We start from the raw sequence: 21,277 nt of genomic DNA, 5'->3' as shown, positions 1-21,277 counted from the left end.
CCCCCCCCCCCCCCCCCCCCCCCCTTTTAATGATACGGCGACCACCGAGATCTACACGTCACGGTGTTCGTCGGCAGCGTCAGATGTGGAGAAGAGACAGTTCCCCCTTCAATGCGGCAACCGCATGGGGCGGCTTGCCGCATGATCCGCCGGCGTCAGTGACGTCCATGGCAGGATCGCCGAGCGCCCGGGCGCGCTTCCTGCAAGCACATCCCGGACGTTTAGCCGTCTTGCCCATGGGCACGATCGACGCCGAACGGATCGCATCCGACCGAAAGACAATCCTATGTTCGATGTTCAAACCGAAGAGCTGATCTGGGGCGGGCGCAAGCTCGTGCTCGAAACCGGCAAGATCGCCCGCCAGGCCGACGGCGCCGTGCTCGCCACCTATGGCGAGACCGTCGTGCTCGCCACCATCGTCTCGGCCAAGGAGCCGAAGCCGGGCTTCGACTTCTTCCCGCTGACCGTAAATTACCAGGAGAAGACCTTCGCCGCCGGCCGCATCCCCGGCGGCTATTTCAAGCGCGAAGGACGCCCGACCGAGAAGGAGACGCTGGTCTCGCGCCTGATCGACCGGCCGATCCGCCCGCTCTTCGCCGAAGGCTACAAGAACGACACCCAGGTGGTCGTCACCGTTCTGCAGCATGACCTCGAGAACGATCCCGACATCGTCGCGATGGTCGCCGCCTCCGCCGCCCTGACGCTCTCCGGCGTGCCCTTCATGGGCCCGGTCGGCGCCGCCCGCGTCGGCTATATCGACGGCGCCTACAAGCTCAATCCGCTGATCGAAGAGGTCAAGGAATCGCAGCTCGACCTCGTCGTCGCCGGCACCCAGAACGCCGTGCTGATGGTCGAGTCGGAGGCCAAGGAGCTCTCCGAGGAAATCATGCTCGGCGCCGTGATGTTCGGCCACAAGCACTTCCAGCCGGTGATCGACGCGATCATCCGCCTGGCCGAGAAGGCCGCCAAGGAGCCGCGCGACTACACCCCCGCCGACAACTCGGTCGTGCTCGACGCCGTTCTCAAGCTGGTCGATGCGGATCTCCGCGCCGCCTACAAGATCACCACCAAGGCCGAGCGCTACAAGGCGCTGGATGCCGCCAAGGCCAAGGTCCAGGCGCTGGTCTCGGCCGAGCCGGACGGCAAGACCACCTTCACCAAGGAGCAGGTCGGCGGCCAGTTCAAGGAAGCCCAGGCCAAGGTCGTGCGCTGGACCATTCTCGACGACGGCGTCCGCATCGACGGCCGCGACGTCAAGACGGTCCGCAAGATCGTGGCGGAAGCGGGCATCCTGCCGCGCACCCACGGCTCCTCGCTGTTCACCCGCGGCGAGACCCAGGCGCTGGTCGTGACCACGCTCGGCACCGGCGATGACGAGCAGTTCATCGACTCGCTGGAAGGCACCTACAAGGAGACCTTCCTGCTGCACTACAACTTCCCGCCCTATTCGGTCGGCGAGACCGGCCGCATGGGTTCGCCCGGCCGCCGCGAGATCGGCCATGGCAAGCTCGCCTGGCGCGCCATCCGCCCGATGCTGCCGGCGAAGTCGGAGTTCCCCTACACGATCCGCGTCGTCTCGGAGATCACCGAGTCGAACGGCTCCTCCTCGATGGCCACCGTCTGCGGCACCTCGCTGGCGCTGATGGATGCGGGCGTGCCGCTGAAGTCGCCGGTCGCCGGCATCGCCATGGGCCTGATCCTCGAGGGTGAGCGCTTCGCGGTGCTCTCCGACATCCTCGGCGACGAGGACCATCTCGGCGACATGGACTTCAAGGTGGCCGGCACCGCCGCGGGCATCACCTCGCTGCAGATGGACATCAAGATCGCCGGCATCACCGAGGAGATCATGAAGGTCGCCCTCGGCCAGGCCAAGGGCGGTCGCGAGCACATCCTGGGCGAAATGAGCAAGGCCCTCTCGGCCTCGCGCAGCCAGCTCGGCGAGTACGCGCCGCGCATCGAGACGATGAAGATCCCGGTCGACAAGATCCGTGAAGTCATCGGTTCGGGCGGCAAGGTGATCCGCGAGATCGTCGAGAAGACCGGCGCCAAGGTGAACATCGAGGACGACGGCACCATCAAGATCGCCTCGGCCGACGGCAAGTCGATCGAAGCGGCGATCAAGTGGATCAAGTCGATCGTCTCCGAGCCGGAAGCCGGCCAGATCTATGACGGCTCCGTCGTCAAGGTCATGGAGTTCGGCGCCTTCGTGAACTTCTTCGGCGCCAAGGACGGCCTGGTCCACATCTCGGAGCTGGCTCCGCGCCGCGTCCAGAAGGTCCAGGACGTCGTCAAGGAAGGCGACAAGGTCAAGGTCAAGTTCCTCGGCATGGACGAGCGCGGCAAGGTGCGCCTGTCGATGAAGGTGGTCGACCAGGCCACCGGCGAGGACATCACCGAGAAGCTGAAGGCCGAGCGCGACGCCGAGAAGTCCCGCGAGCGCCAGAACGCCGAAGACTGATCCGCGATCAGCGTTTCACGTGAATCGGACGCCCCGCATCGCAGGATGCGGGGCGTTTTTGTTTGGCCGCCCTCTGGTGCGTCGCAGCAAATTCGAATAGTCTAGACTTATTCCTTTGGAGGCCAGCATGACCGCGCACCAGATTACGTCGCTTGATCAGCTCGCCGCTCTCTACCCGAACCCGATCGCGCCGGCCTCGGTCATCAAGGAGATCGATCACATCGACGCCAACTATGGCGCCCTGATCGCGGCCTCGCCGTTTTTCGTGCTCGCGACCAATGGTCCGGACGGGCTGGATTGCTCACCGCGTGGGGATCAGCCGGGCTTTGTCACCGTCAGCGACGCGAGAACGCTGCTGATTCCGGACCGAAGAGGCAATAACCGACTGGATTCATTGAGGAATCTTCTGTCCGACAATCGAATCGGAATGCTCTTTTTGATCCCCGGTTACGGCGAAACCCTGCGTGTGAACGGCACGGCGGTGCTCTCGACCGATCCGGAGCTGTGTGCGCGCTTCGAGATGGCGGGCAAGCTGCCGGCCTGCGTGATCGTCGTCACCGTCGAGGCGGCGTACTTCCAGTGCTCGCGGGCGGTGGTGCGCGCCGATCTCTGGAACCCGGCGGTGCAGGTCGACAAGCGCTCGCTGCCGAGCGCCGGCACGATCCTGCGCGACATCTCGGCGCGAGCGGCCGCGGAGGCGTTCGACGGCGAGGCCTATGACAAGGCGCTGCCCGAGCGGGTCAGGGCGACGTTGTACTGAGCAGACTCCCTCGACCGCTCTCACAAGAGCGCGGGAACCCTCTCCTGTAAGGAGAGGGTAGGGTGAGGTGTAGGCGGCAAGACCAGCTCCGCGAGCGCTCACCGCGCGGTCGGGTTCAGGCCAACGCTTCCACTCCGAACACCTCACCCCTGCCCCTCTCCTTCCAGGAGAGGGGTTCTCCAGAGCCTTACTCCAATCCCCCAACAGCCGCCTCGACCGCCTCGACGATCGCGCCGGAGCGGACCAAAGCCGTCGCCTGGTTCATCTCGGCGGCGTACCAGCGGTCGCCATCGAGCGCCGGCGGGATCGTCTCGCGCAGCGCGTCCAGCGCCGCCTGCGTGCCCTTGCCGAGCGGATGGGCCTTGGCGGTCTCGGCGATCAGCGACAGCGCCTGGCAGGCCATCAGGATCTCGGCGGCGATGATCATCTCGACATTCTCGACGACGGTGCGCGCCTTGCGGCCGCACCAGGTCGAGTTCGAGACATGGTCCTCGGCATTCGACTTGCCCGGGATCGAATCGACCGAGCCGGGCGAGGACAGCGTGCGGTTCTCCATCACCAGCGCCGACATCGAGCACTGCACTGTGGCGAAGCCGGTGTTGAGCCCGCGCTTGCCGGCGAGCAGGTTGCGCGGCAGGCCGTAGCTCAGGGTCGGATCGACCAGGCGGGCGAGCCGGCGCTCGCAGATCGAGCCGAGATCGGTCATGGCGATGGCGAGCAGGTCCATCGCCTGCGCGACATACTGGCCGTGGAAATGGCCGCCGGAGATGACGCGGTAGCCGTCATCCTCGGGGAAGATCAGCGGGTTGTCGGTCGCCGAATTGGTCTCGGTCGCGATGATCCGGCTGACATAATCCAGCGCCTCGCGGGCGGGCCCGTGCACCTGCGGGGCACAGCGCAAGGAATAGACGTCCTGCACGCGCGGCGCCGGCGGCTTGCCGGGGGTGCGGCCGATCTCGTCGGGATAGATCGTCTCGCGGGCCGAGGCCGAGCAGCGCTTCGACCCCTGCGTGATCTTGACGAGGTTGCGCGCCACCAGCGCCTGGCCGGGATGCGGGCGGGCGGCATGGACGCGCGGATCGAAGGCGGCGAGCTCGCCGCGCATCGCTTCCAGCGAGAGCGCAAGGCCGATATCGGCCGCCTTGATCAGGCGCTTGGCGTCCTCGGTCGCGAGCACGCCAAGCGCCAGCGACACCGTCGAGCCGTTGATCAGGGCCGAGGCATCCTTGGCGCCGAGCTTGAAATCCGGCTCCAGCCCGGCCTTGGCCAGCGCCTCGCGGGCCTTCATCCGCTTGCCCTTGTAAACGGCTTCGCCCTCCTCGAAGCCGCAGACCGCCGCCGACATATGGGCGAGCGGGGCGAGGTCGCCGGAGGCGCCGACCGAGCCCTTCTGCGGGATAACCGGATGGATGCCGGCATTGAGGCAGGCGAGCAGGCGCTCGACCAGCGCGACCTGCGGGCCGGAATAGTTCGAGGCGAAGGCATTGGCGCGCAGCAGCATGGTGGCGCGCGTCACATCCTCCGGGAAGGGCTCGCCGATGCCGGTGGCGTGAGCGTAGACGCTCTTGCGCTGATATTCGGTCATCTCCGACATCAGCACGCGCTGGTCCTTGAACAGGCCGACGCCGGTGTTGAAGGAGTACATGAACGGCGCTTCGTCGTTCATGAAGTTGGCGTCGATATGGGCGCGAGTCGCCGCGATTGCCTCGCGTGCCGACTTGGCCAAAGTCGCCTTCTCATAGCGGCCGGAGGGGCCGGGCCGGGCCACGCGCAGCACCTGCTTGCCCTTCAGGGTCCGTCCGTCGATCGTTACCGCCATGGCCTGCTCCTCACCAGCTTTGCCGACGATCTAAAGGCCCGGCGCACCAAAGGGAAAGGCTCTTTCCCGCCTGGAAACGAAAAGCTCCTTGAACGATGCGCTACAGCCTGCGCCAGGATCGGCTGCTACAACCCCTGCTGCGGCGCGACATCGGCGCGCCTTTACCCAGTGCCTGGAATCCCTCAAAGGTGGCGCTAGGAGGCTCCCTTATGGATTTCCAGGCCTTTTTCCGCAGCGAGCTCGACGGCCTCAAGGCCGAGGGTCGCTACCGCGTCTTCGCCGATCTCGAGCGTCGCGCCGGCCGCTTTCCGCGCGCCGCCTTCCACGGTCCAAACGGACCGCGCGAGGTCACCGTCTGGTGCTCGAACGACTATCTCGGCATGGGCCAGCACCCTGCCGTGCTCGCCGCGATGCGCGAGGCGCTCGATGCCTGCGGCGCCGGCGCTGGCGGCACCCGCAACATCGCCGGGACCAGCCACTACCATGTCCTGCTGGAGCGCGAACTCGCCGACCTGCACGGCAAGGAGGCGGCGCTGCTGTTCAACTCCGGCTACATGTCGAACTGGGCCTCGCTCTCGACGCTGGCCGCGCGCATTCCCGGTTGCGTCGTGCTGACCGACGCCGCCAACCATGCCTCGATGATTGAGGGCATCCGGCATTCGCGCGCCGAAAAGCTGATCTTCGCTCATAACGACGCGCAGGACCTGCGCCGCAAGCTTGCGAGCATCGACCCGAGCAGGCCGAAGCTGATCGCCTTCGAGTCGGTCTATTCGATGGATGGCGACATCGCGCCCGTCGCGGACTTCTGCGATCTCGCCGAGGAGTTCGGCGCTCTGACCTATATCGACGAGGTCCATGCCGTCGGGCTCTACGGCGCCCGCGGCGGCGGCGTCAGCGAGCGCGACGGGCTCAGCCACCGGCTCGACCTGATCGAGGGCACGCTGGCGAAATCCTTCGGCGTGATGGGCGGCTACGTCACCGGTTCGGCTGCCCTGTGCGACTTCATCCGCAGCTTCGCCTCGGGCTTCATCTTCTCGAGCTCGCTGCCGCCGGCGCTGGCCGCAGGCGCGCTCGCTGCGATCCGGCATCTCAAGACCAGCCCGGCCGAGCGCGAGGGCCAGCAGGACCGGGTCCGCAAGCTGCGCGGGCAGCTCGACCACGCCGGCATCCCGCATCTCAGCAATCCCAGTCATATCGTGCCGGTGATGGTCGGCGATGCCGCGCTGTGCAAGCGGATCAGCGACGAATTGCTGGAGCGCTTCGCGATCTACGTCCAGCCGATCAACTACCCGACCGTGGCGCGCGGCACCGAGCGCCTGCGAATCACACCGACGCCGCTGCATTCGGACGAGGACATCGCCACGCTGGTCGGCGCCCTCAGCGAGATCTGGAGCGCGGCGGGGCTGAGACGGGCGGCCTGAACGGCCGCCCTCTTCCTCAGAGCAACCCGTTATTGCCCGCGAGCGTCTTCAGGCTGACGTCCGGGCGCGCGCCGACATGGCTGATGATCTCGGCGGCGGCAAGCGCGCCGAGGCGCAGGCAATCGCGTGCCTCGCGGCCCGAGGTCAGGCCGTGCAGGAAGCCCGCGGCGAAGAGGTCTCCGGCGCCCGTCGCATCGACGACGCGGTCGACCGGGAAGACCGGCTCGGCGACGACGCCGTCCGGTGTCAGCGCCAGCGCGCCGTTCTCCGAGCGCGTGATGACCGCGAGCACGTTCTCGGCCCGCAGCGCCGCCAGGGCCGCATCGAAATCCGAGCTCTGGTAGAGGCTCTTCAGCTCGTGCTCGTTGGCGAAGACGAGGTCGACCAGGCCGTTGCGGACCAGGCCGAGGAACTCGTCGCGATAGCGGTCGACGCAGAAGGAGTCCGACAGGGTGATGGCGACGCGGCCGCCGGCCTTGTGGGCGATCTCCGAAGCCTTGCGGAAGGCCTCCTTGGCCGCCGGCGGATCCCAGAGATAGCCTTCGAGATAGACGATGTCGGCGTTCTCGACCGTGGCGGGATCGACATCGGCCGGAGTCAGGCCCTGACAGGCGCCGAGATAGGTGTTCATCGTGCGCTCGCCATCGGGCGTGACGATGATGAAGGAGCGTGCCGTCGCCGGCCCTTCAGTCGCCGCAGCGGTGTCGAAGGCGACACCGAGCGAGGTCAGATCGTGCCGGTAGAGCTTGCCGAGCTCGTCGGCCTTGACCTTGCCGATGAAGGCGCCCTTGCCGCCGAAAGAGGCGAGGCCGGCAATGGTGTTGGCGGCCGAGCCGCCCGAGATCACCTTGCCCGGGCCCATGGCCGCGTAGAGCGCTTCGGCGCGCGCTTCATCGATCAGCGCCATCGAGCCCTTCACCAGCGCATGCGTCGCGAGGAAATCCTCCTCGGCGGTGGCGATGACGTCGACGATGGCATTGCCCAAGGCGAGCACGTCGTAGCGCTTGGAGGTCATTGAACGATCCGTGATGGCGGGAGGATGGCGGCGTGTCGCATCTGACGGCAGGTCAGGTCAAGCGCTGCCGCGACGGCGCGCGGCACTGTCGAGGATCGAGGTCAGCGCCGCCAGGTCGGACGGGCCGAGCCATTGCACCTCATGGGCGAGGCGGTTGGCAAACAATGTCGCCTCGGGTTCGAGGCCCGCCGTGTCGATGACGATGCGCGGGTGGGAAAGCTCCGCAAGGCGGATCAATTCGTCAGCCTCGTCCCAGATCACACCGAGATGATGGATCGCACCCTGGATCAGGGTGAAGGTCGGCTGGCCGCGCTTGCCGTGCTCCAGCGCCGAGAGATAGGCGGGGGTCACGCCGAGTGCCTCCGCCATCTGGGCCAGGGTGACGCCGCGGGCGGCGCGCAATTCGCGGACGCGGCGGCCGAAGGGCGTCATCAGCCGAGCTCCCGGCTGCGGCGCAGGCGGATGTAGAGCGCGCCGGTACCGCCATGGCGCTGCTCAGCCTCGTCGAAGCCGAGCACCAGCGGGCGCAGATCGGGCAAGCGCAGCCAATGCGGGACATTGCGGCGCAGGATGCCCCTCTCCTCGCCATAAGCGACGTCGCCGGCGATGCCCTTACCGGTCACGACCAGCACGAGTTTCGCGCCGCGCTGCTGCTGCAGGCGCAGGAAGCCGCGCAAGGCCGAATGCGCCTCGTCCTGGCGCAGGCCGTGGAGATCGATGACGGCCTCGACGCCCTGCTGGCCGCGGCGCAATTGCGTGCGCATGCGCCGCTCCAGCGGAACCAATGGCGGCGGGGCCGGCTTGATGGGCCGGGCTGGTGTCAGCGTTGCAGGAGGCGGAGCGTTCTCGGCGATCGGAGCCGGCTTGGCCTGCGTCGCTTCCGGCTCCGGCTCGACCGGCGCACGGCCGGCCAGCGGCGTGACCGTGCGTGCGACCTGGCGCCAGAGCGCGAGTTCCGCATCGGAGAGGAGCTTGCCGCGCCGGCGCATGACTCAGCGCGGCCAGAGCACGATGAAATCGACGGGATGCCGGATCAGGCCGGCGCGATGGCCCGCTTCCGCCCCGGAGCCGACGAAGAGGTCGATCCGCGCCGGCCCGACGATCGCGGTGCCGGTGTCCTGCGCCAGCATCAGCCGAGCCAGTTTCTCGCTGCCGCCCTTGCCGTCCGGAATCTCGGTCTCGATCCAGGCCGGCATGCCATAGGGCCAGAGCGAGCGGTCGACCGCAACGCTGCGCAGCGGAGTCAGCGGCAGGCCTGCCCCCCCGATCGGGCCGGACCCAGCCGGCAGATCGTCGTTGCGGGCGTAGAAGACAAAGGAGCGGTTGAGCCGGATGAGGTCGCGGGCGAAGCCGGCGTCGGCCTTCAGCCGGGCGATCAGCTTGTCCATCGTCATCTGCTCGGGCGGGATGTTCTCGCGCCGGCTGAGCTCGCGTCCGAGCGAGGTATAGGGGTGGCCGTTGCGCCCGGAATAGACCAGGCGCGTCACCTTGCCGTCCGGCAGGCGGATGCGGCCCGAGCCCTGGACCTGCAGGACGAAGCGATCGACGGGATCGCGCATCCAGAGGATCTCCAGACCCTGGCCGGCAAGCGCGCCCTCCTCGATCGCCGCGCGATCCGGGAAGGGCTCCAGCCTCTTGGCGGTCCGGCGCGCCGAGGTCAGGGCCGGATCGAGACCGGGCCAGTCGTCGCCCGGCATCTTGGTCACCAGGTCGGCCGGGCGGCCATAGAGCGGCGTCGGGAAGGCGTCGGAGCGGGTCAGCGAGCCCTCGAATTCCGGCTCGAAATAGCCGGTCATGAAGCCGCGCTCGGCACCGGCCGGGCGGATGCGCCAGAAGGCGAAATTGTCGGCGAAGAAGTTGCGGGCCGAGTCCGCACTCACATGACCGGCGGCCAGCAGGGCCGCTGCCTTGGCGCACAGCGCCGGCAGGGCCAGTGGCGTAGGAGCGCCCTGCCGCAGTGGCGGATCGGTCTCGCAGCCCTGCGCGAACAGGCGCAGCACGACGAGCTGATCATCGACGCTCCAGCCGGCAAGCGAAGCGGGCGCCACGGGTTCGGCCCGGGCGCCCTGTGGCAGAGATGGGGGAGAAGCGTCAGCGCCGGTCATCGATACACCTGCGGCCAGCAGCCCCAGAACGAGACCGGCGACACGGATCACGCGGCCGATTCAGTGGCGACCAGCAGCCAGTTCGGGTCGCGGCTGCCGAGCTGGCGCGCGAAGGTCCAGACGTCGTTGACCTCGGAGACCGCATCGGCGCTGCCGTCGACGACATTGCCCTGCGCATCGCGAACCGCGCTGATCAACTGGGAGACGAAAGCGATGGTGACCTGGGCGGCCTTGCCCTTGACGTCGACGCCGACGATCTCGGCCTTGTCGATCGAGACGAAGTTGGACTCGGCCTTCTCGCCGCGCTTCTCGCGCTCGGCGATCGCCTGCTCGAAACCGTCATAGACCTCCTTGGCGAGCAGGCCCTTCAGGGTCTTGCGGTCGCCGCGGGCGAAGGCGGTGACGATGGTCTCATAGGCCGATTTCGCACCGACCAGGAAGCCCTGCGGCTCGAAACGCGGCTCCTGGCGGACGATGGCGTCGAGGCCGACGGCAATCGGCGAGCCCGGCGCGGCGATGTCCTTCCAGCGCTCGGCATCGGCCACGGGAGCAGCCGCTGCGTCGTTGGCGGCGCCGGGCAGGCGCACGACATTGTCGCGGCGCTCGCCATTGGCCTGCTGGTCCGGGCGCAGCGGCGGAGTCTCGCGGCGGGCGAACGGATCGGCCGGCGGCTTCTCGTGCCCGGTCTTCTGGCCCAGGACCGAGCGCAGTTTCCAGGCGACGAAAACGGCCAGGGCCAGGAAGACCAGGGTCGTCATATCGAAATTCTGCATCGCCGGCTGATCCGAACCTCGAAAACTCGTTCCCGCGCGGGCGCGCTTCTGCGGCCCGTCATCGAACGGATATGGTGAGGGAGGCTCGTAACATCCACCCCCGGGGCGCGACAAGGGCGCGAAAGCGCACGTCGCTTGTGCCGGCCCCGCCGCCATGATAGCCGACGCGAGCCCGGCGCCGCCGCCTTGCCGGGCAATTCCGGCCACGGCACGGAATTTCCCGATGGTTTTCTAGACAATAATGATGGGACCCATGGCCAACGAAAACGGCAACGGCGCCGGCGCCGCCGACCAGCAGGGGCCCAGCCTCAACACGCTGGTCCAGTACATCAAGGATCTCTCCTTCGAGAACCCGAACGCTCCGCGCTCGCTGATCCAGCAGCAACAGCAGGGTGGGCCGCAGATCGGCCTCCAGGTCAACGTCCACGCCAACGCGCTCGGTGAGAACGACATCGAGACGATCCTGACGCTCGAAGGCAAGGCGACGCTGAACGACGAGACGCTGTTCGCCTTCGAGCTGAGCTATGCCGGCGTCTTCCGCATCGTCGGCGTGCCGCAGGAGCAGCTGCACGCGGTCGTGATGATCGACTGCCCGCGCCTGCTCTTCCCGTTCGCCCGGGCGATCGTCGCCGAAGCCGTGCGCAATGGCGGCTTCCCGCCGCTCTATATCGACCCGATCGATTTCGCCGCGCTCTATCGCCAGCGCCTGGAAGAGATGCAGGCGCAAGGCACTCCGAACGCCTGAACAAGCGCGCCAATATCGCGAATCTGACAGGAAAGAGCCCTCCGGGGCTCTTTTTTATTGGTCCGCCCGTTGCAAATCGGCCTGGCGTTTCCATCTCCCGCGGGCCAGAGGCCGCCATTCCGGTGCGCCGTTCCCGCGAGGTACGCGACTTCCATGGATTCCCTTATGACGCTCGCCGCCGACCCAGCAGTCTGGGTGGCGCTCGGCGCCCTGATCGCCATGGAGGTCGTCCTCGGTATCGACAACCTCATCTTCATCTCGATCCTGACCAACAAGCTGCCCGAGCATCAACGCTCGCGCGGCCGGCGGATCGGCATAGGTCTGGCGCTGATCTTGCGCCTCGGCCTGCTGTCGACCGTCGCCTTCATCGTGCAGCTGACCGCGCCGGTGTTCTCGGTCTTCGGAAAGGCCTTCTCCTGGCGCGACATCATCTTGATCGCCGGCGGCCTGTTCCTGGTCTGGAAGGCGACCAAGGAGATTCATCACAAGGTCGACCCTGACCACGGGCCCGACATGTTCGATGGTGGCGCGGCCGCGGCCATGACCTTCGGCGGCGTGATCTTCCAGATTCTGCTGCTCGATCTGGTCTTCTCGATCGACAGCATCATCACCGCCGTCGGCATGACCGAGCATATCCCGGTGATGGTGATCGCCGTCGTCGTCGCCGTCGCGGTGATGCTGCTCGCGGCCGACCCGCTGGCGCGCTTCATCGACAAGAATCCGACGATCGTGATGCTGGCGCTCGGCTTCCTCCTGATGATCGGCGCGACGCTGATCGGCGAGGGTTTCGGCGCCCATATCCCGAAGGGCTACATCTATGCCGCGATGGCCTTCTCGGCCCTGATCGAGGGGTTGAACATGATGTCGCGCCGGGCGAGCCGGAAGCGGGACGAGTAGTCTAACCTGCCGTCATGCTCGGGCTTGACCCGAGCATGACGGCAGGTGAGGCGCTGATTCGCCTTCTCGTCACGAGGTTCTCGGGTCTGCGCTTCGCTCCGCCCGAGAATGACGTTCCGTGTCACGCCTCCTCGGGCACGCCGAGATAGCCCCGCCAGAGCGGCCCCTTCAGCTTCAGCACGAAGGCCTCATGCGCCGCTCGCTCCTCCGGCGTCAGCCGCGATGCGAGCGCACGCTGGCGGACCGGGCGCTCGATCGCGGCGGCAAATCCGGCACCTGCCTTGCCGGCGGCGGCGCTGCCGAAGCCCAGGCTGGTCTGCTTGCCGCCGATTAGCTCGATATAGACCTCGGCCAGGATCTCGGAGTCGAGCAGCGCGCCGTGCTTGGTGCGGCGGCTGTTGTCGATGCCATAGCGCGAGCAGAGAGCATCGAGGCTGTTGCTGGCGCCGGGATGCTTGCGCCTTGCCATGGAGAGCGTGTCGACCACGAGTGCCGGCACGATCGCAGGCAGGCCGACCCGGCCGAATTCCATATTGATGAAGCCGACGTCGAAGGCCGCGTTGTGGATGACCAGCTTGGCATCCGCGATGAAGGCGGCGAACTCGCTGGCGACCGCGGCGAAGACCGGCTTGTCGGAGAGAAAGGCCGCGGACAGGCCGTGCACCTTGAAGGCGCCTTCCGGCATGTCCCGCTCGGGATTGATGTAGACGTGATAGGTACGGCCGGTCGGGCAATGGTTGACCAGCTCGACGCAGCCGATCTCAACGATGCGATCGCCCTTCAGCGCTTCGACGCCGGTGGTCTCGGTATCGAGAACGATCTCGCGCATGTCAGCCCGCCCTCTCTGCCCGGCCGAAGCGGCCGGCGACGGCATTCAGGATAGAGCGGACCTGACGCTCGGCGGCCACGAGCCCGCGCGAGGTGTCCACAAGGAAGTGGGCCCGGCGCCGCTTCTCCGCATCCGGCATCTGGCGAGCGAGGATCGCAGCAAGTTTCTCCTCGGTCATGCCGGAGCGGCCGAGGACGCGCTTGCGCTGGACTTCGGCCGGAGCCGTCACGACGACGACCGCATCGCAGCGCCCCTCCCCACCGGTCTCCAGCAACAGCGGCACGTCGAGCACTGCGACGGTCGCGCCGCTCTTGTGGGCCCGCTCCAGGAAAGCCTGCTCTTCGGCGCGCACCAGCGGATGGACGATCGCCTCGAGTTTCGCCAGCGCCTCCGGGCGACCGAGCACGGCAGCGGAGAGCTTCGCCCGGTCGACCACGCCGCCTGCAGTCGTCCCCGGAAAGGCCGCCTCGATCTGCGGCGCCGCCGCGCCGGCATAGAGATCATGGACTGCCTGGTCGGCGTCGTGGACGGGCACACCAGCCGCGCGGAACATCGCGGATGTCGTCGACTTGCCCATGCCGATCGAGCCGGTGAGGCCGAGCAGGAAGGTCATCGCAGCGCCTCCGGCATCACGCTCATACGCGGGGAATGTCGACTTCGAGCTTGGCGCGTAGCTCCTGCGTCACCTGCGGACGGACGCCGAACCAGCGCTCGAAGCCCGGGACGGCCTGATGCAGCAGCATGCCGAGGCCATCGACCGGAATGCCACCGCGGCGCCGCGCCTCGGCGAGCAGCGGCGTCTCCAGCGGAACGTAGACGATGTCGTCGACGATCGTGCCGGGACGCAAGGCTGAGAGGTCGATCTCCAGCGGTGGCTGGCCATGCATGCCAAGGGAGGTGGTGTTGACGACCAAGTCGCTCTCGCCAACGAGCTGGGCGACGTCCTGCCAGGGCCGCGCTTCGACCGCCCCGGGGAAAGAAGCCGCGAGCTCGACCGCACGCTCCGGACTGCGATTGACCAGCAGGATCCGGCTGACGCCGCGTTCGACGAGCCCATGGATCACGGCGCGTGCCGCGCCGCCTGCGCCGAGAATGAGGGCCGTGCCGCTCCGTCCGGCCCAGCCGAGCACGCAAGCGTCGAGATGAGCCAGGAAACCATAGGCGTCGGTGTTGTCGCCGCGGAGCTTGCCGCCATCCATCCAGAGCGTGTTTGCCGCGCCCATCGCCAGCGCCGTCTCGCTGGCTTTGTCGAGGAGAGGCAGCACGACCTCCTTGTTCGGCACGGTGACATTGCCGCCGACGAACTCGCCGGCGCGCAGGCGCGCTATGAAGCCCGCTACCTCGGCCGGCGGGACATCAACGCGCTCATAGCTGCCGGCAAGGCCGTGCTCGGCGAGCCAATGGCCATGGATCAGCGGCGAACGGGAATGCGCGACGGGATGTCCGATGATGAAGCAGCGTCTGGTCATGGCAGTCGTGGAACAGGGATCATGCGACGAGGTCAAGCTCGCGCAGCGTCGCGAGCAGGCTCAACATCGGCAGGCCGAGGATGGTGGAGTGATCGCCCTCGATCGTCTCGAACAGATGGATGCCGAGGCCTTCGAGCTGATAGCCGCCGACGCTGCTAGTCGCGGCCGGACCAGCGAGCGCGACATAGTTCGCGATGAGGCCCGGGGTCAGCGGGCGCATGGTGAGCGCCGCGCTGCTGGCGCCGCGGCCGATGATCCGGCCATCGCGAGCCAGGGTGAAGGCCGAGGTGAGCTCGTGCTTGCGACCGGCAAGCATGGCGATCTGCCGCTCGGCTGCTGCCGCATCCTCGGGCTTGTGGAAGGGGCGACCTTCGCAGATCAGCATCTGGTCGGCGGCGAGGACGGTCCGGCCGGGATGCGATGGCGAGACCGACAGGGCCTTGGCATCGGCCAGCGCGGCAGCGACGCCGGCAGGCGAGCCACCCATGGCGAGGACATCGGCCTCGATCGCACGCTCGTCGACATCAGGCCTGATCACTTCGATCGGAAGCCCTGCCGCCTCCAGCAATTGCCGGCGCGTCGCGCTGCCAGAGGCGAGGATGAGCGGTGCATCACCGCGCCAGAATGTCGCCTGACCGGTCACGTTGCGATGAACTTCATGCGGTGGTCGCGCAGCAGGTCGAGGATCGCGGCAGCGGTTTCCTCGATCGAACGACGGGTGACATCGATCACCGGCCAGCCCCGGCGAGCGCAGAGCCGGCGCGACTGGGTGAGTTCGTCGGCGACGGCATCGGGATCGACATAGGGCGTCTCGTCATCAGCCTTCAACGACAGGAGCCGGTTCTGGCGGATCTGGATGATGCGTTCGGCGCTGGCGACGAGGCCGACGATCAGCGGCTTCTTCAGGCTCTCGATCTCGACCGGCAGCGGCACGTTTGGCACCAGCGGGATATTGGCGGTCTTGATGCCGCGATTGGCGAGATAGATGCTGGTCGGCGTCTTCGAGGTTCGGCTGATGCCGAGCAGGACGACATCGGCGTTTTCGAGATCCCCCCCGAGCTGACCGTCATCATGCATCAGCGTGTAGTTCATCGCGTCGATGCGGCGGAAGTAATCGGCATTGAGCGTGTGCTGCGCGCCGGGACGCGGCGCCGAAGCCTGGCCGAGATAGGACTGGAATAGCGAGTGCACCGGTTGCAGGACCGAAAGGCAGGGGCAGCCGATATCGCGGCAGAAGGCTTCCAGCCGCTCGGCCCATTCCGGCTCGACCAGCGTGTAGAGCACGACGCCGGGCGAGGATTCGATCTCGGCGAGCACGCGCGACAGCTGGTTCTCGGAACGGACCAGCGGGTAGACATGCTCGATCGCCGAGACCGCCTCGTACTGCGCCACAGCGGCACGGCTGACCGCGATCAGGGTCTCGCCGGTCGCGTCGGAGACCAGGTGCAGGTGAAAATAATTGCGCGCCACGGCTTCCGTCGCCCCCGTCGGCCTTGTCTTGCTTCCAGCTCTAGAGCTGTTCCGCCAACCTGGGAATCCCTTTTCGATCCGCCGGACATAGCCGGACCGACGCTTTCAGGGGCCTGGGATGACTGGGGATAACCCGGCCCTCGCGGAGACCTGTTCCGAGAGGGCGGGATAACCCCGGCCAAAGCTCAACAGGCATCGGCCTGTGGGTTGAATCGGGATGTTTCACGTGAATCATTTTCGGACGTGGCGCCAGGCCGCGCTCCGGAGCGAAATCCAATTCGTTAAGAAACCCTTAAGGGCTGATCGGCCCAATGAAGCTCAGCCAGCCGGCTCAAGTGCGACCTGTGGACCGGTTGTGGACAATCTTGGGGCGGGCTATGTGCCCCCATCCAAGAGTCAAAACAGAAGACTCTCTTAGAAAAGAATCTTTTAGGACGATGGCCGGGATAGCCCGGTGCGCTTCATGACCCAAAACCTTTACCTGCGTGCTCTCTCCGGTGAGACCCTGCCCAAGCCTCCGCTCTGGCTGATGCGGCAGGCTGGCCGATATCTGCCAGAGTATCGCGAGCTTCGCGCCAAGGCGGGTGGCTTCCTCGACCTCTGCTACAATCCGGAATGGGCAGCCGAGGTAACCTTGCAGCCGATCAGGCGCTTCGGCTTCGATGCCGCGATCCTGTTCTCCGATATCCTGGTGATCCCGCATGCGCTCGGCCAGAAGCTCTGGTTCGCGCAGGGCGAAGGGCCAAGGCTGGAACCCGTCGCCGATGAAGCGCGGTTCCGCGAGATCCGCGAGGGGATCGACCAGGATGTGCTGGCCCCGATCTACGAGACCGTCGGGCGCGTGAAGGCCGCCCTTCCCGCGGGCACGGCGCTGATCGGCTTCTGCGGCGCGCCCTGGACCGTCGCGACCTATATGGTCGCCGGGCGCGGCACGCCGGATCAGGGGCCAGCCAAGGAGCTGTTCCGTCGCGACCCCTCCCTGTTCGCCAGGCTGATCGATCGGCTCGTCGTCAATTCTGCCGCCTATCTCAACGCGCAGATCGATGCCGGTGTCGACGCGGTGCAGATCTTCGACAGCTGGGCGGGCTCGCTGGGGCCGAAGGACTTCCAGCGCTGGTGCATCGAGCCGACCAGGCGGATCGTCGATCTGGTCCGGGCCCGTCATCCCCACGCGAAGATCATCGGCTTTCCCCGTGGGGCCGGCGCCGGCATTCCGGCTTATGTCCGCGAAACCGGCATCGATGCGGTCGGTCTCGAAACGGAGATCGATCGGAGCTTCGTGCGCGAGGCGATCCAGCCCCTGGTGCCGGTCCAGGGCCATCTCGATCCGCAGTTGCTGCGGGCCGGCGGACCCGAGCTCGATCGTGAGATCGAAGCGATCCGTGCGGCATTCGGCGATCGCCCATTCGTCTTCAATCTCGGGCATGGCATCCTGCCGGACACGCCGATCGCTCATGTCGAGCGGTTGGTCGAACTGGTTCGCGCCTGAAGCCTAAAGGACTACCGCCATGGCTTACGAATGGATCAAGGCTTTCCACGTCATGGCGGTGATCGCCTGGATGGCCGGGATGCTCTATCTGCCGCGGCTGATGGTCTACCATGCCGAGGCGCAGACCGGCTCGATCCAGTCCGAGACCTTCAAGATCATGGAGCGCCGGCTGCTCAAGGGGATCATCAACCCTTCGATGATCGCCACCTGGGTGCTCGGGCTTTACCTCGCCTGGAGCGGCTTCGGCTTCAAAGGTGGCTGGCTGCACGGCAAGATCGCGCTGGTCCTTGTCCTTTCGGGCATCCATGGCTATCTCAGCGGCAGGGTCAGGGCTTTCGCCGAAGACCGCAACGACAAGCCGGCGCGGTTCTACCGCATCCTCAACGAGGTCCCGGCGTTGCTGATGGCAGGCATCGTCATCCTGGTGGTCGTCAAGCCGTTCTGAGATCGCCGCGGTTTCCCGCTTGAGCGATTCAGGGAAAGCGGTTATCAAGCCTCTGCGCTCTTGTACGCGTCCTTCCTTATCGTCGACGGCTCGTGCCGCGGCTGCTTTCTCGGCCGACACGACTCCCTGACAAGTGGGCCTTCAGGCCCTTCGTCCCGTCGATCCCCCAACTGCCGTCCGGCCTGCCAGATTGCGGGCCTGTTACTCCGGGTACCCCATGCGGGAAATCAAACTCCACGAACTCAAGGCGAAGTCGCCGACCGAACTGCTCACCTTCGCCGAAGGCATGGAGGTCGAGAACGCGAGCACCATGCGCAAGCAGGAGCTCATGTTCGCCATCCTGAAGCAGCTCGCTTCCCAGGAAACCGAAATCCTCGGCGAAGGCGTCGTCGAGGTCCTGCAGGACGGCTTCGGCTTCCTGCGCTCCTCCGATTCCAACTATCTGCCGGGTCCCGACGACATCTATGTCTCGCCCTCGCAGATCCGGAAATTCGGCCTGCGCACCGGTGACACCGTCGAAGGCCCGATCCGCGGGCCCAAGGATGGCGAGCGCTATTTCGCCCTGCTCAAGGTCAACACGATCAACTTCGAGGATCCGGAGAAGATCAAGCATAAGATCCACTTCGACAACCTGACGCCGCTCTATCCGGACGAGCGGCTGAGGCTCGAGGTGCAGGATCCCACGAAGAAAGACTTCTCCCCACGCGTCATCGACATCGTAGCGCCGATCGGCAAGGGCCAGCGCGCCCTGATCGTGGCGCCGCCGCGTACCGGCAAGACCGTGCTGCTGCAGAACATCGCGCAGTCGATCACGACCAATCACCCCGAGTGCTATCTGATCGTGCTGCTGATCGACGAGCGGCCCGAGGAAGTCACCGACATGCAGCGCTCGGTGAAGGGCGAGGTGGTGTCCTCGACCTTCGACGAGCCGGCGACCCGCCACGTCCAAGTCGCGGAGATGGTGATCGAGAAGGCCAAGCGCCTGGTCGAGCATGGCCGCGATGTCGTCATCCTGCTCGATTCGATCACCCGCCTCGGCCGCGCCTACAACACGGTGGTGCCGTCCTCCGGCAAGGTGCTGACCGGCGGTGTCGACGCCAACGCCCTGCAGCGGCCGAAGCGCTTCTTCGGCGCGGCCCGCAATATCGAGGAAGGCGGCTCGCTGACCATCGTCGCGACCGCGCTGATCGATACCGGCAGCCGCATGGACGAAGTCATCTTCGAGGAGTTCAAGGGCACCGGTAACTCGGAAATCATCCTTGACCGCAAGGTGGCCGACAAGCGCATCTTCCCGGCGATCGACATCATCAAGTCCGGCACCCGCAAGGAAGAGCTCATCACGCCGCGTTCGGATCTGCAGAAGACCTATGTGCTGCGCCGCATCCTCAACCCGATGGGCCCGCAGGACGCGATCGAGTTCCTCTTGGACAAGCTGCGCCAGACCAAGCAGAACTCCGAGTTCTTCGACTCGATGAACACCTGAGCGGCGTTCGGCGCCTCAGCGATATTGAAAGGCCCTGGCACCGCGCCGGGGCCTTTTTTCTTTGGGCTTGTCCGCAGGGAGCTCAGCGCGCGTCAGCGACGGCCCGGGCCAATCGATTCGGTTCCGTGACGGGGGGCAGGCAGCGCCCGCGCAGGCAGATGAAAGCGGCACCCTTCCCGGCGTGCTTCGCATAGGCGTGAGCCGGATGCTCGGGCGGCAATCCGTCGGGATCTGGGCAGTCGACGAGCATGGTCGTCAGATAAGGTAGTGCCAGCGCGGTTTGCCTGAAGGATTCTCGAGTCGGACCGACAAGCACGAGGTCCACGCCGTTACGGGCGAGGTCATAGGCGTTGAGGATCGAGCCATGCGCCATCGGGGCATGGACCGCGGCAGGAAGTAAGATCGCGAGAAACCGGTCAGCGCGCTCGCGATCCTCAGGGAGGCCGGTCTGCGCGGCGATCCGCAGCAGGTTGACGGCATGCAGGCCGTTGGCATTGGGCACGGCGTCGTCGTGAGTCGGTCTGGGTACGACCGGCAGAGCCGCCGAGTCGGCCCGAGTCATCCGCAGGAGCCCTGAGTCAGCCTCGCGGTAGTGTCGATCGAGATGACCACTCCAGCGCTTGGCGTGATCGAAGTAGGGCTGCTCGCCGGTGGCGTCGTGGAGAGCAAGCGCCGCCTCGGCCGTGGCTGCGTGATTGAGGGCAAAGCCCGGTGCGATCAGCCGGCGGGCGCGATGGGAATGCGCCAAGCCTTCACCGTCAGCCATGGATTCGGCAACGAAACGAAAGGCGCCGGTGGCGAACTTGATCCAGTCCTTGCGGCCGAGGATGCCGCTGGCTCGGACGAGAGCGGAGATCATCAACCCATTCCAGTCGGCGAGGATCTTGTCGTCGCGGCCCGGAGGAATGCGCTCGCTGCGGAAAGACAGCAGACGCGCGCGGAGGTCGGCGAGCTTCGTGGCGATCTCCGGCGACGGATCGGGCGTACCGAGCCGGTTGAGGATGGTGTGGCCTTCCCAGTTACCGTCGGCGGTCACGTCATAGTGTCGGGCGAAGAGCGCAGCCTCGTCGGGCCCAAGGACCTCCGCCAGTTCGGCGAGCGTCCAGACATAGAACTTGCCCTCCGCCCCTTCGGAATCGGCATCGAGGCTGGCGGCGAAGGCGCCCTCCGGCAGGAGCATGTCGCGCTCCAGCCAGGCGACGATTCCATCTGCCGCCTCCAGGAGAAGCGGGTCGCCAGTACGCGCCGCCTCGAGCGCATAGAGCGGCAGCAGTTGGGCATTGTCGTAGAGCATCTTCTCGAAATGCGGCACGAGCCAGCGCTCGTCGACGGCATAGCGGGCGAAGCCGCCGCCGAGATGGTCGTGAATGCCGCCACGCGCCATCTGCATCAGCGTGCGGGTGGCGGCCGCGCGGGAGGCTTCGTCCCCGCTGCGTGCGGCATGGCGCCAGAGCAATTCGATCAGGCCCGGATTGGGGAATTTCGGCGCACCGCCGAGCCCGCCATGGTCGCGGTCGAAGCGGCGGGCGATCTGATTGGCGATCTCGTCGAGATCAGGCTCGCCGGCCTCTGCAAAACGCTTCAGGCTCTCCTGCAGCGCCTCGCCGATGGCCGAGGCATTGCGGTCGATGCGCTCGCGATCGCTGCGATAGATGCCGGAGATCTGCCGGAGCACATCGATGAAACCCGGCCGGCCATAGCGCGAGGTCGGTGGAAAGTAAGTCCCGCCCCAGAACGGCGCGCCCTCGCTGTCGAGGAACATGGTCAGGGGCCAGCCGCCCTGCTCGCCAAGCGTATGCAGGGCGCTCATATAGACATGATCGATGTCGGGCCGTTCCTCGCGATCGACCTTGATGTTCACGAAGAGCTCGTTCATCACCGCGGCGATAGCGGGGTTCTCGAAACTCTCATGCGCCATGACATGGCACCAATGGCAGGCGGCGTAGCCGACCGAGAGCAGGACGGGGCGATCGCTGGCGCGTGCCTCGGCGAAGGCCTCTTCGCTCCACTCCCACCAATCGACGGGATTGCTCTGGTGCAGCAGCAGATAGGGACTGGCGGCGTGCTTCAGGCGGTTCATCGGCGGAACTCCAGCCCTG

General features: G+C 66.6%; 20 protein-coding genes. 8 read left to right on the top strand and 12 right to left on the bottom strand.

The window, feature by feature from the left end; translation table 11 throughout:
* Positions 1-286 precede the first annotated feature (286 nt).
* Positions 287-2,458: a polyribonucleotide nucleotidyltransferase gene (gene pnp / locus AC3WLC_RS31305; RefSeq protein WP_493687802.1), complete on the top strand. Its 2,172-nt coding sequence runs from the start codon at positions 287-289 to the stop codon at positions 2,456-2,458.
* Positions 2,459-2,585: 127 nt separating this feature from the next.
* A complete protein-coding gene (locus AC3WLC_RS31300; RefSeq protein ID WP_493687801.1) occupies positions 2,586-3,218 on the top strand; it encodes a pyridoxamine 5'-phosphate oxidase family protein in 633 nt (210 codons plus the stop codon).
* Between the two features lie 187 nt (positions 3,219-3,405).
* Here the strand turns inward: AC3WLC_RS31300 and AC3WLC_RS31295 are convergent, their stop codons facing one another.
* Positions 3,406-5,037: an HAL/PAL/TAL family ammonia-lyase gene (locus AC3WLC_RS31295; RefSeq protein ID WP_493687800.1), complete on the bottom strand. Its 1,632-nt coding sequence runs from the start codon at positions 5,035-5,037 to the stop codon at positions 3,406-3,408.
* Positions 5,038-5,246: 209 nt separating this feature from the next.
* Here AC3WLC_RS31295 and hemA point away from each other — a divergent pair, with 209 nt between their 5' ends.
* The gene (hemA, locus tag AC3WLC_RS31290; RefSeq protein WP_493687799.1) at positions 5,247-6,458 is read left to right on the top strand and encodes a 5-aminolevulinate synthase; all 1,212 of its coding nucleotides are present in this window, start codon (positions 5,247-5,249) and stop codon (positions 6,456-6,458) included.
* Positions 6,459-6,474: 16 nt separating this feature from the next.
* Here the strand turns inward: hemA and AC3WLC_RS31285 are convergent, their stop codons facing one another.
* The 5 genes from AC3WLC_RS31285 to AC3WLC_RS31265 form a co-directional block, all read right to left on the bottom strand.
* The gene (locus tag AC3WLC_RS31285) at positions 6,475-7,473 is read right to left on the bottom strand and encodes an adenosine kinase (protein WP_493687798.1); all 999 of its coding nucleotides are present in this window, start codon (positions 7,471-7,473) and stop codon (positions 6,475-6,477) included.
* Between the two features lie 57 nt (positions 7,474-7,530).
* Positions 7,531-7,905 carry a helix-turn-helix domain-containing protein gene (locus tag AC3WLC_RS31280; RefSeq protein WP_346362145.1) on the bottom strand — a complete coding sequence of 125 codons (375 nt, stop codon included), beginning with the start codon at positions 7,903-7,905 and terminating at the stop codon, positions 7,531-7,533.
* On the bottom strand, positions 7,905-8,462 hold the full coding sequence (locus AC3WLC_RS31275; protein WP_493687797.1) for a Smr/MutS family protein: 558 nt from the start codon (positions 8,460-8,462) through the stop codon (positions 7,905-7,907). The genes AC3WLC_RS31280 and AC3WLC_RS31275 overlap by 1 nt, the downstream gene beginning before the upstream one ends.
* Positions 8,463-8,465: 3 nt before the next feature.
* On the bottom strand, positions 8,466-9,521 hold the full coding sequence (mltA, locus tag AC3WLC_RS31270) for a murein transglycosylase A (RefSeq protein ID WP_493687796.1): 1,056 nt from the start codon (positions 9,519-9,521) through the stop codon (positions 8,466-8,468).
* A gap of 104 nt (positions 9,522-9,625) precedes the next feature.
* Positions 9,626-10,351, bottom strand: a complete 726-nt coding sequence (locus tag AC3WLC_RS31265) for a Tim44/TimA family putative adaptor protein (protein ID WP_493687795.1) — start codon at positions 10,349-10,351, stop codon at positions 9,626-9,628.
* A gap of 253 nt (positions 10,352-10,604) precedes the next feature.
* Between AC3WLC_RS31265 and secB the strand changes: the two genes are divergently transcribed.
* Positions 10,605-11,096 carry a protein-export chaperone SecB gene (secB, locus tag AC3WLC_RS31260; RefSeq protein ID WP_493687794.1) on the top strand — a complete coding sequence of 164 codons (492 nt, stop codon included), beginning with the start codon at positions 10,605-10,607 and terminating at the stop codon, positions 11,094-11,096.
* 153 nt (positions 11,097-11,249) lie between these two features.
* Positions 11,250-11,993: a TerC family protein gene (locus AC3WLC_RS31255; RefSeq protein WP_493687793.1), complete on the top strand. Its 744-nt coding sequence runs from the start codon at positions 11,250-11,252 to the stop codon at positions 11,991-11,993.
* Between the two features lie 121 nt (positions 11,994-12,114).
* Here the strand turns inward: AC3WLC_RS31255 and dnaQ are convergent, their stop codons facing one another.
* Genes dnaQ through AC3WLC_RS31230 form a run of 5 tightly spaced genes read right to left on the bottom strand, consistent with a single transcriptional unit; the run spans position 12,115 to position 15,761 of the window.
* Complete coding sequence (gene dnaQ, locus AC3WLC_RS31250) at positions 12,115-12,822, bottom strand: DNA polymerase III subunit epsilon (RefSeq protein ID WP_493687792.1); 708 nt, start codon at positions 12,820-12,822, stop codon at positions 12,115-12,117.
* Position 12,823: 1 nt separating this feature from the next.
* Complete coding sequence (gene coaE, locus AC3WLC_RS31245) at positions 12,824-13,435, bottom strand: dephospho-CoA kinase (RefSeq protein WP_493687791.1); 612 nt, start codon at positions 13,433-13,435, stop codon at positions 12,824-12,826.
* A gap of 22 nt (positions 13,436-13,457) precedes the next feature.
* Entirely contained in the window at positions 13,458-14,291 is an 834-nt protein-coding gene (locus AC3WLC_RS31240) for a shikimate dehydrogenase (RefSeq protein WP_493687790.1), read from the bottom strand.
* 19 nt (positions 14,292-14,310) lie between these two features.
* The gene (locus AC3WLC_RS31235; protein WP_493687789.1) at positions 14,311-14,934 is read right to left on the bottom strand and encodes a Maf family protein; all 624 of its coding nucleotides are present in this window, start codon (positions 14,932-14,934) and stop codon (positions 14,311-14,313) included.
* Complete coding sequence (locus tag AC3WLC_RS31230; protein ID WP_493687788.1) at positions 14,931-15,761, bottom strand: pyruvate, water dikinase regulatory protein; 831 nt, start codon at positions 15,759-15,761, stop codon at positions 14,931-14,933. The genes AC3WLC_RS31235 and AC3WLC_RS31230 overlap by 4 nt, the downstream gene beginning before the upstream one ends.
* A gap of 463 nt (positions 15,762-16,224) precedes the next feature.
* On the opposite strand from AC3WLC_RS31230, the gene hemE reads away from it, so the two are divergent.
* From hemE to rho, 3 genes are all read left to right on the top strand, one after another.
* Positions 16,225-17,250: a uroporphyrinogen decarboxylase gene (hemE, locus tag AC3WLC_RS31225; RefSeq protein ID WP_493687787.1), complete on the top strand. Its 1,026-nt coding sequence runs from the start codon at positions 16,225-16,227 to the stop codon at positions 17,248-17,250.
* A gap of 19 nt (positions 17,251-17,269) precedes the next feature.
* Entirely contained in the window at positions 17,270-17,695 is a 426-nt protein-coding gene (hemJ, locus tag AC3WLC_RS31220; RefSeq protein WP_493687786.1) for a protoporphyrinogen oxidase HemJ, read from the top strand.
* Positions 17,696-17,912: 217 nt separating this feature from the next.
* Complete coding sequence (gene rho, locus AC3WLC_RS31215; RefSeq protein WP_091835939.1) at positions 17,913-19,178, top strand: transcription termination factor Rho; 1,266 nt, start codon at positions 17,913-17,915, stop codon at positions 19,176-19,178.
* 82 nt (positions 19,179-19,260) lie between these two features.
* On the opposite strand, the gene AC3WLC_RS31210 is transcribed toward rho, so the two are convergent.
* Entirely contained in the window at positions 19,261-21,258 is a 1,998-nt protein-coding gene (locus tag AC3WLC_RS31210; protein ID WP_493687785.1) for a thioredoxin domain-containing protein, read from the bottom strand.
* Positions 21,259-21,277: the final 19 nt, after the last annotated feature.

This window comes from Allobosea sp. GW821-FHT03A12, assembly GCF_058986765.1.
Note: the sequence above shows the minus strand (reverse complement) of the source record. Positions and strands in the feature narration are given on the sequence as shown.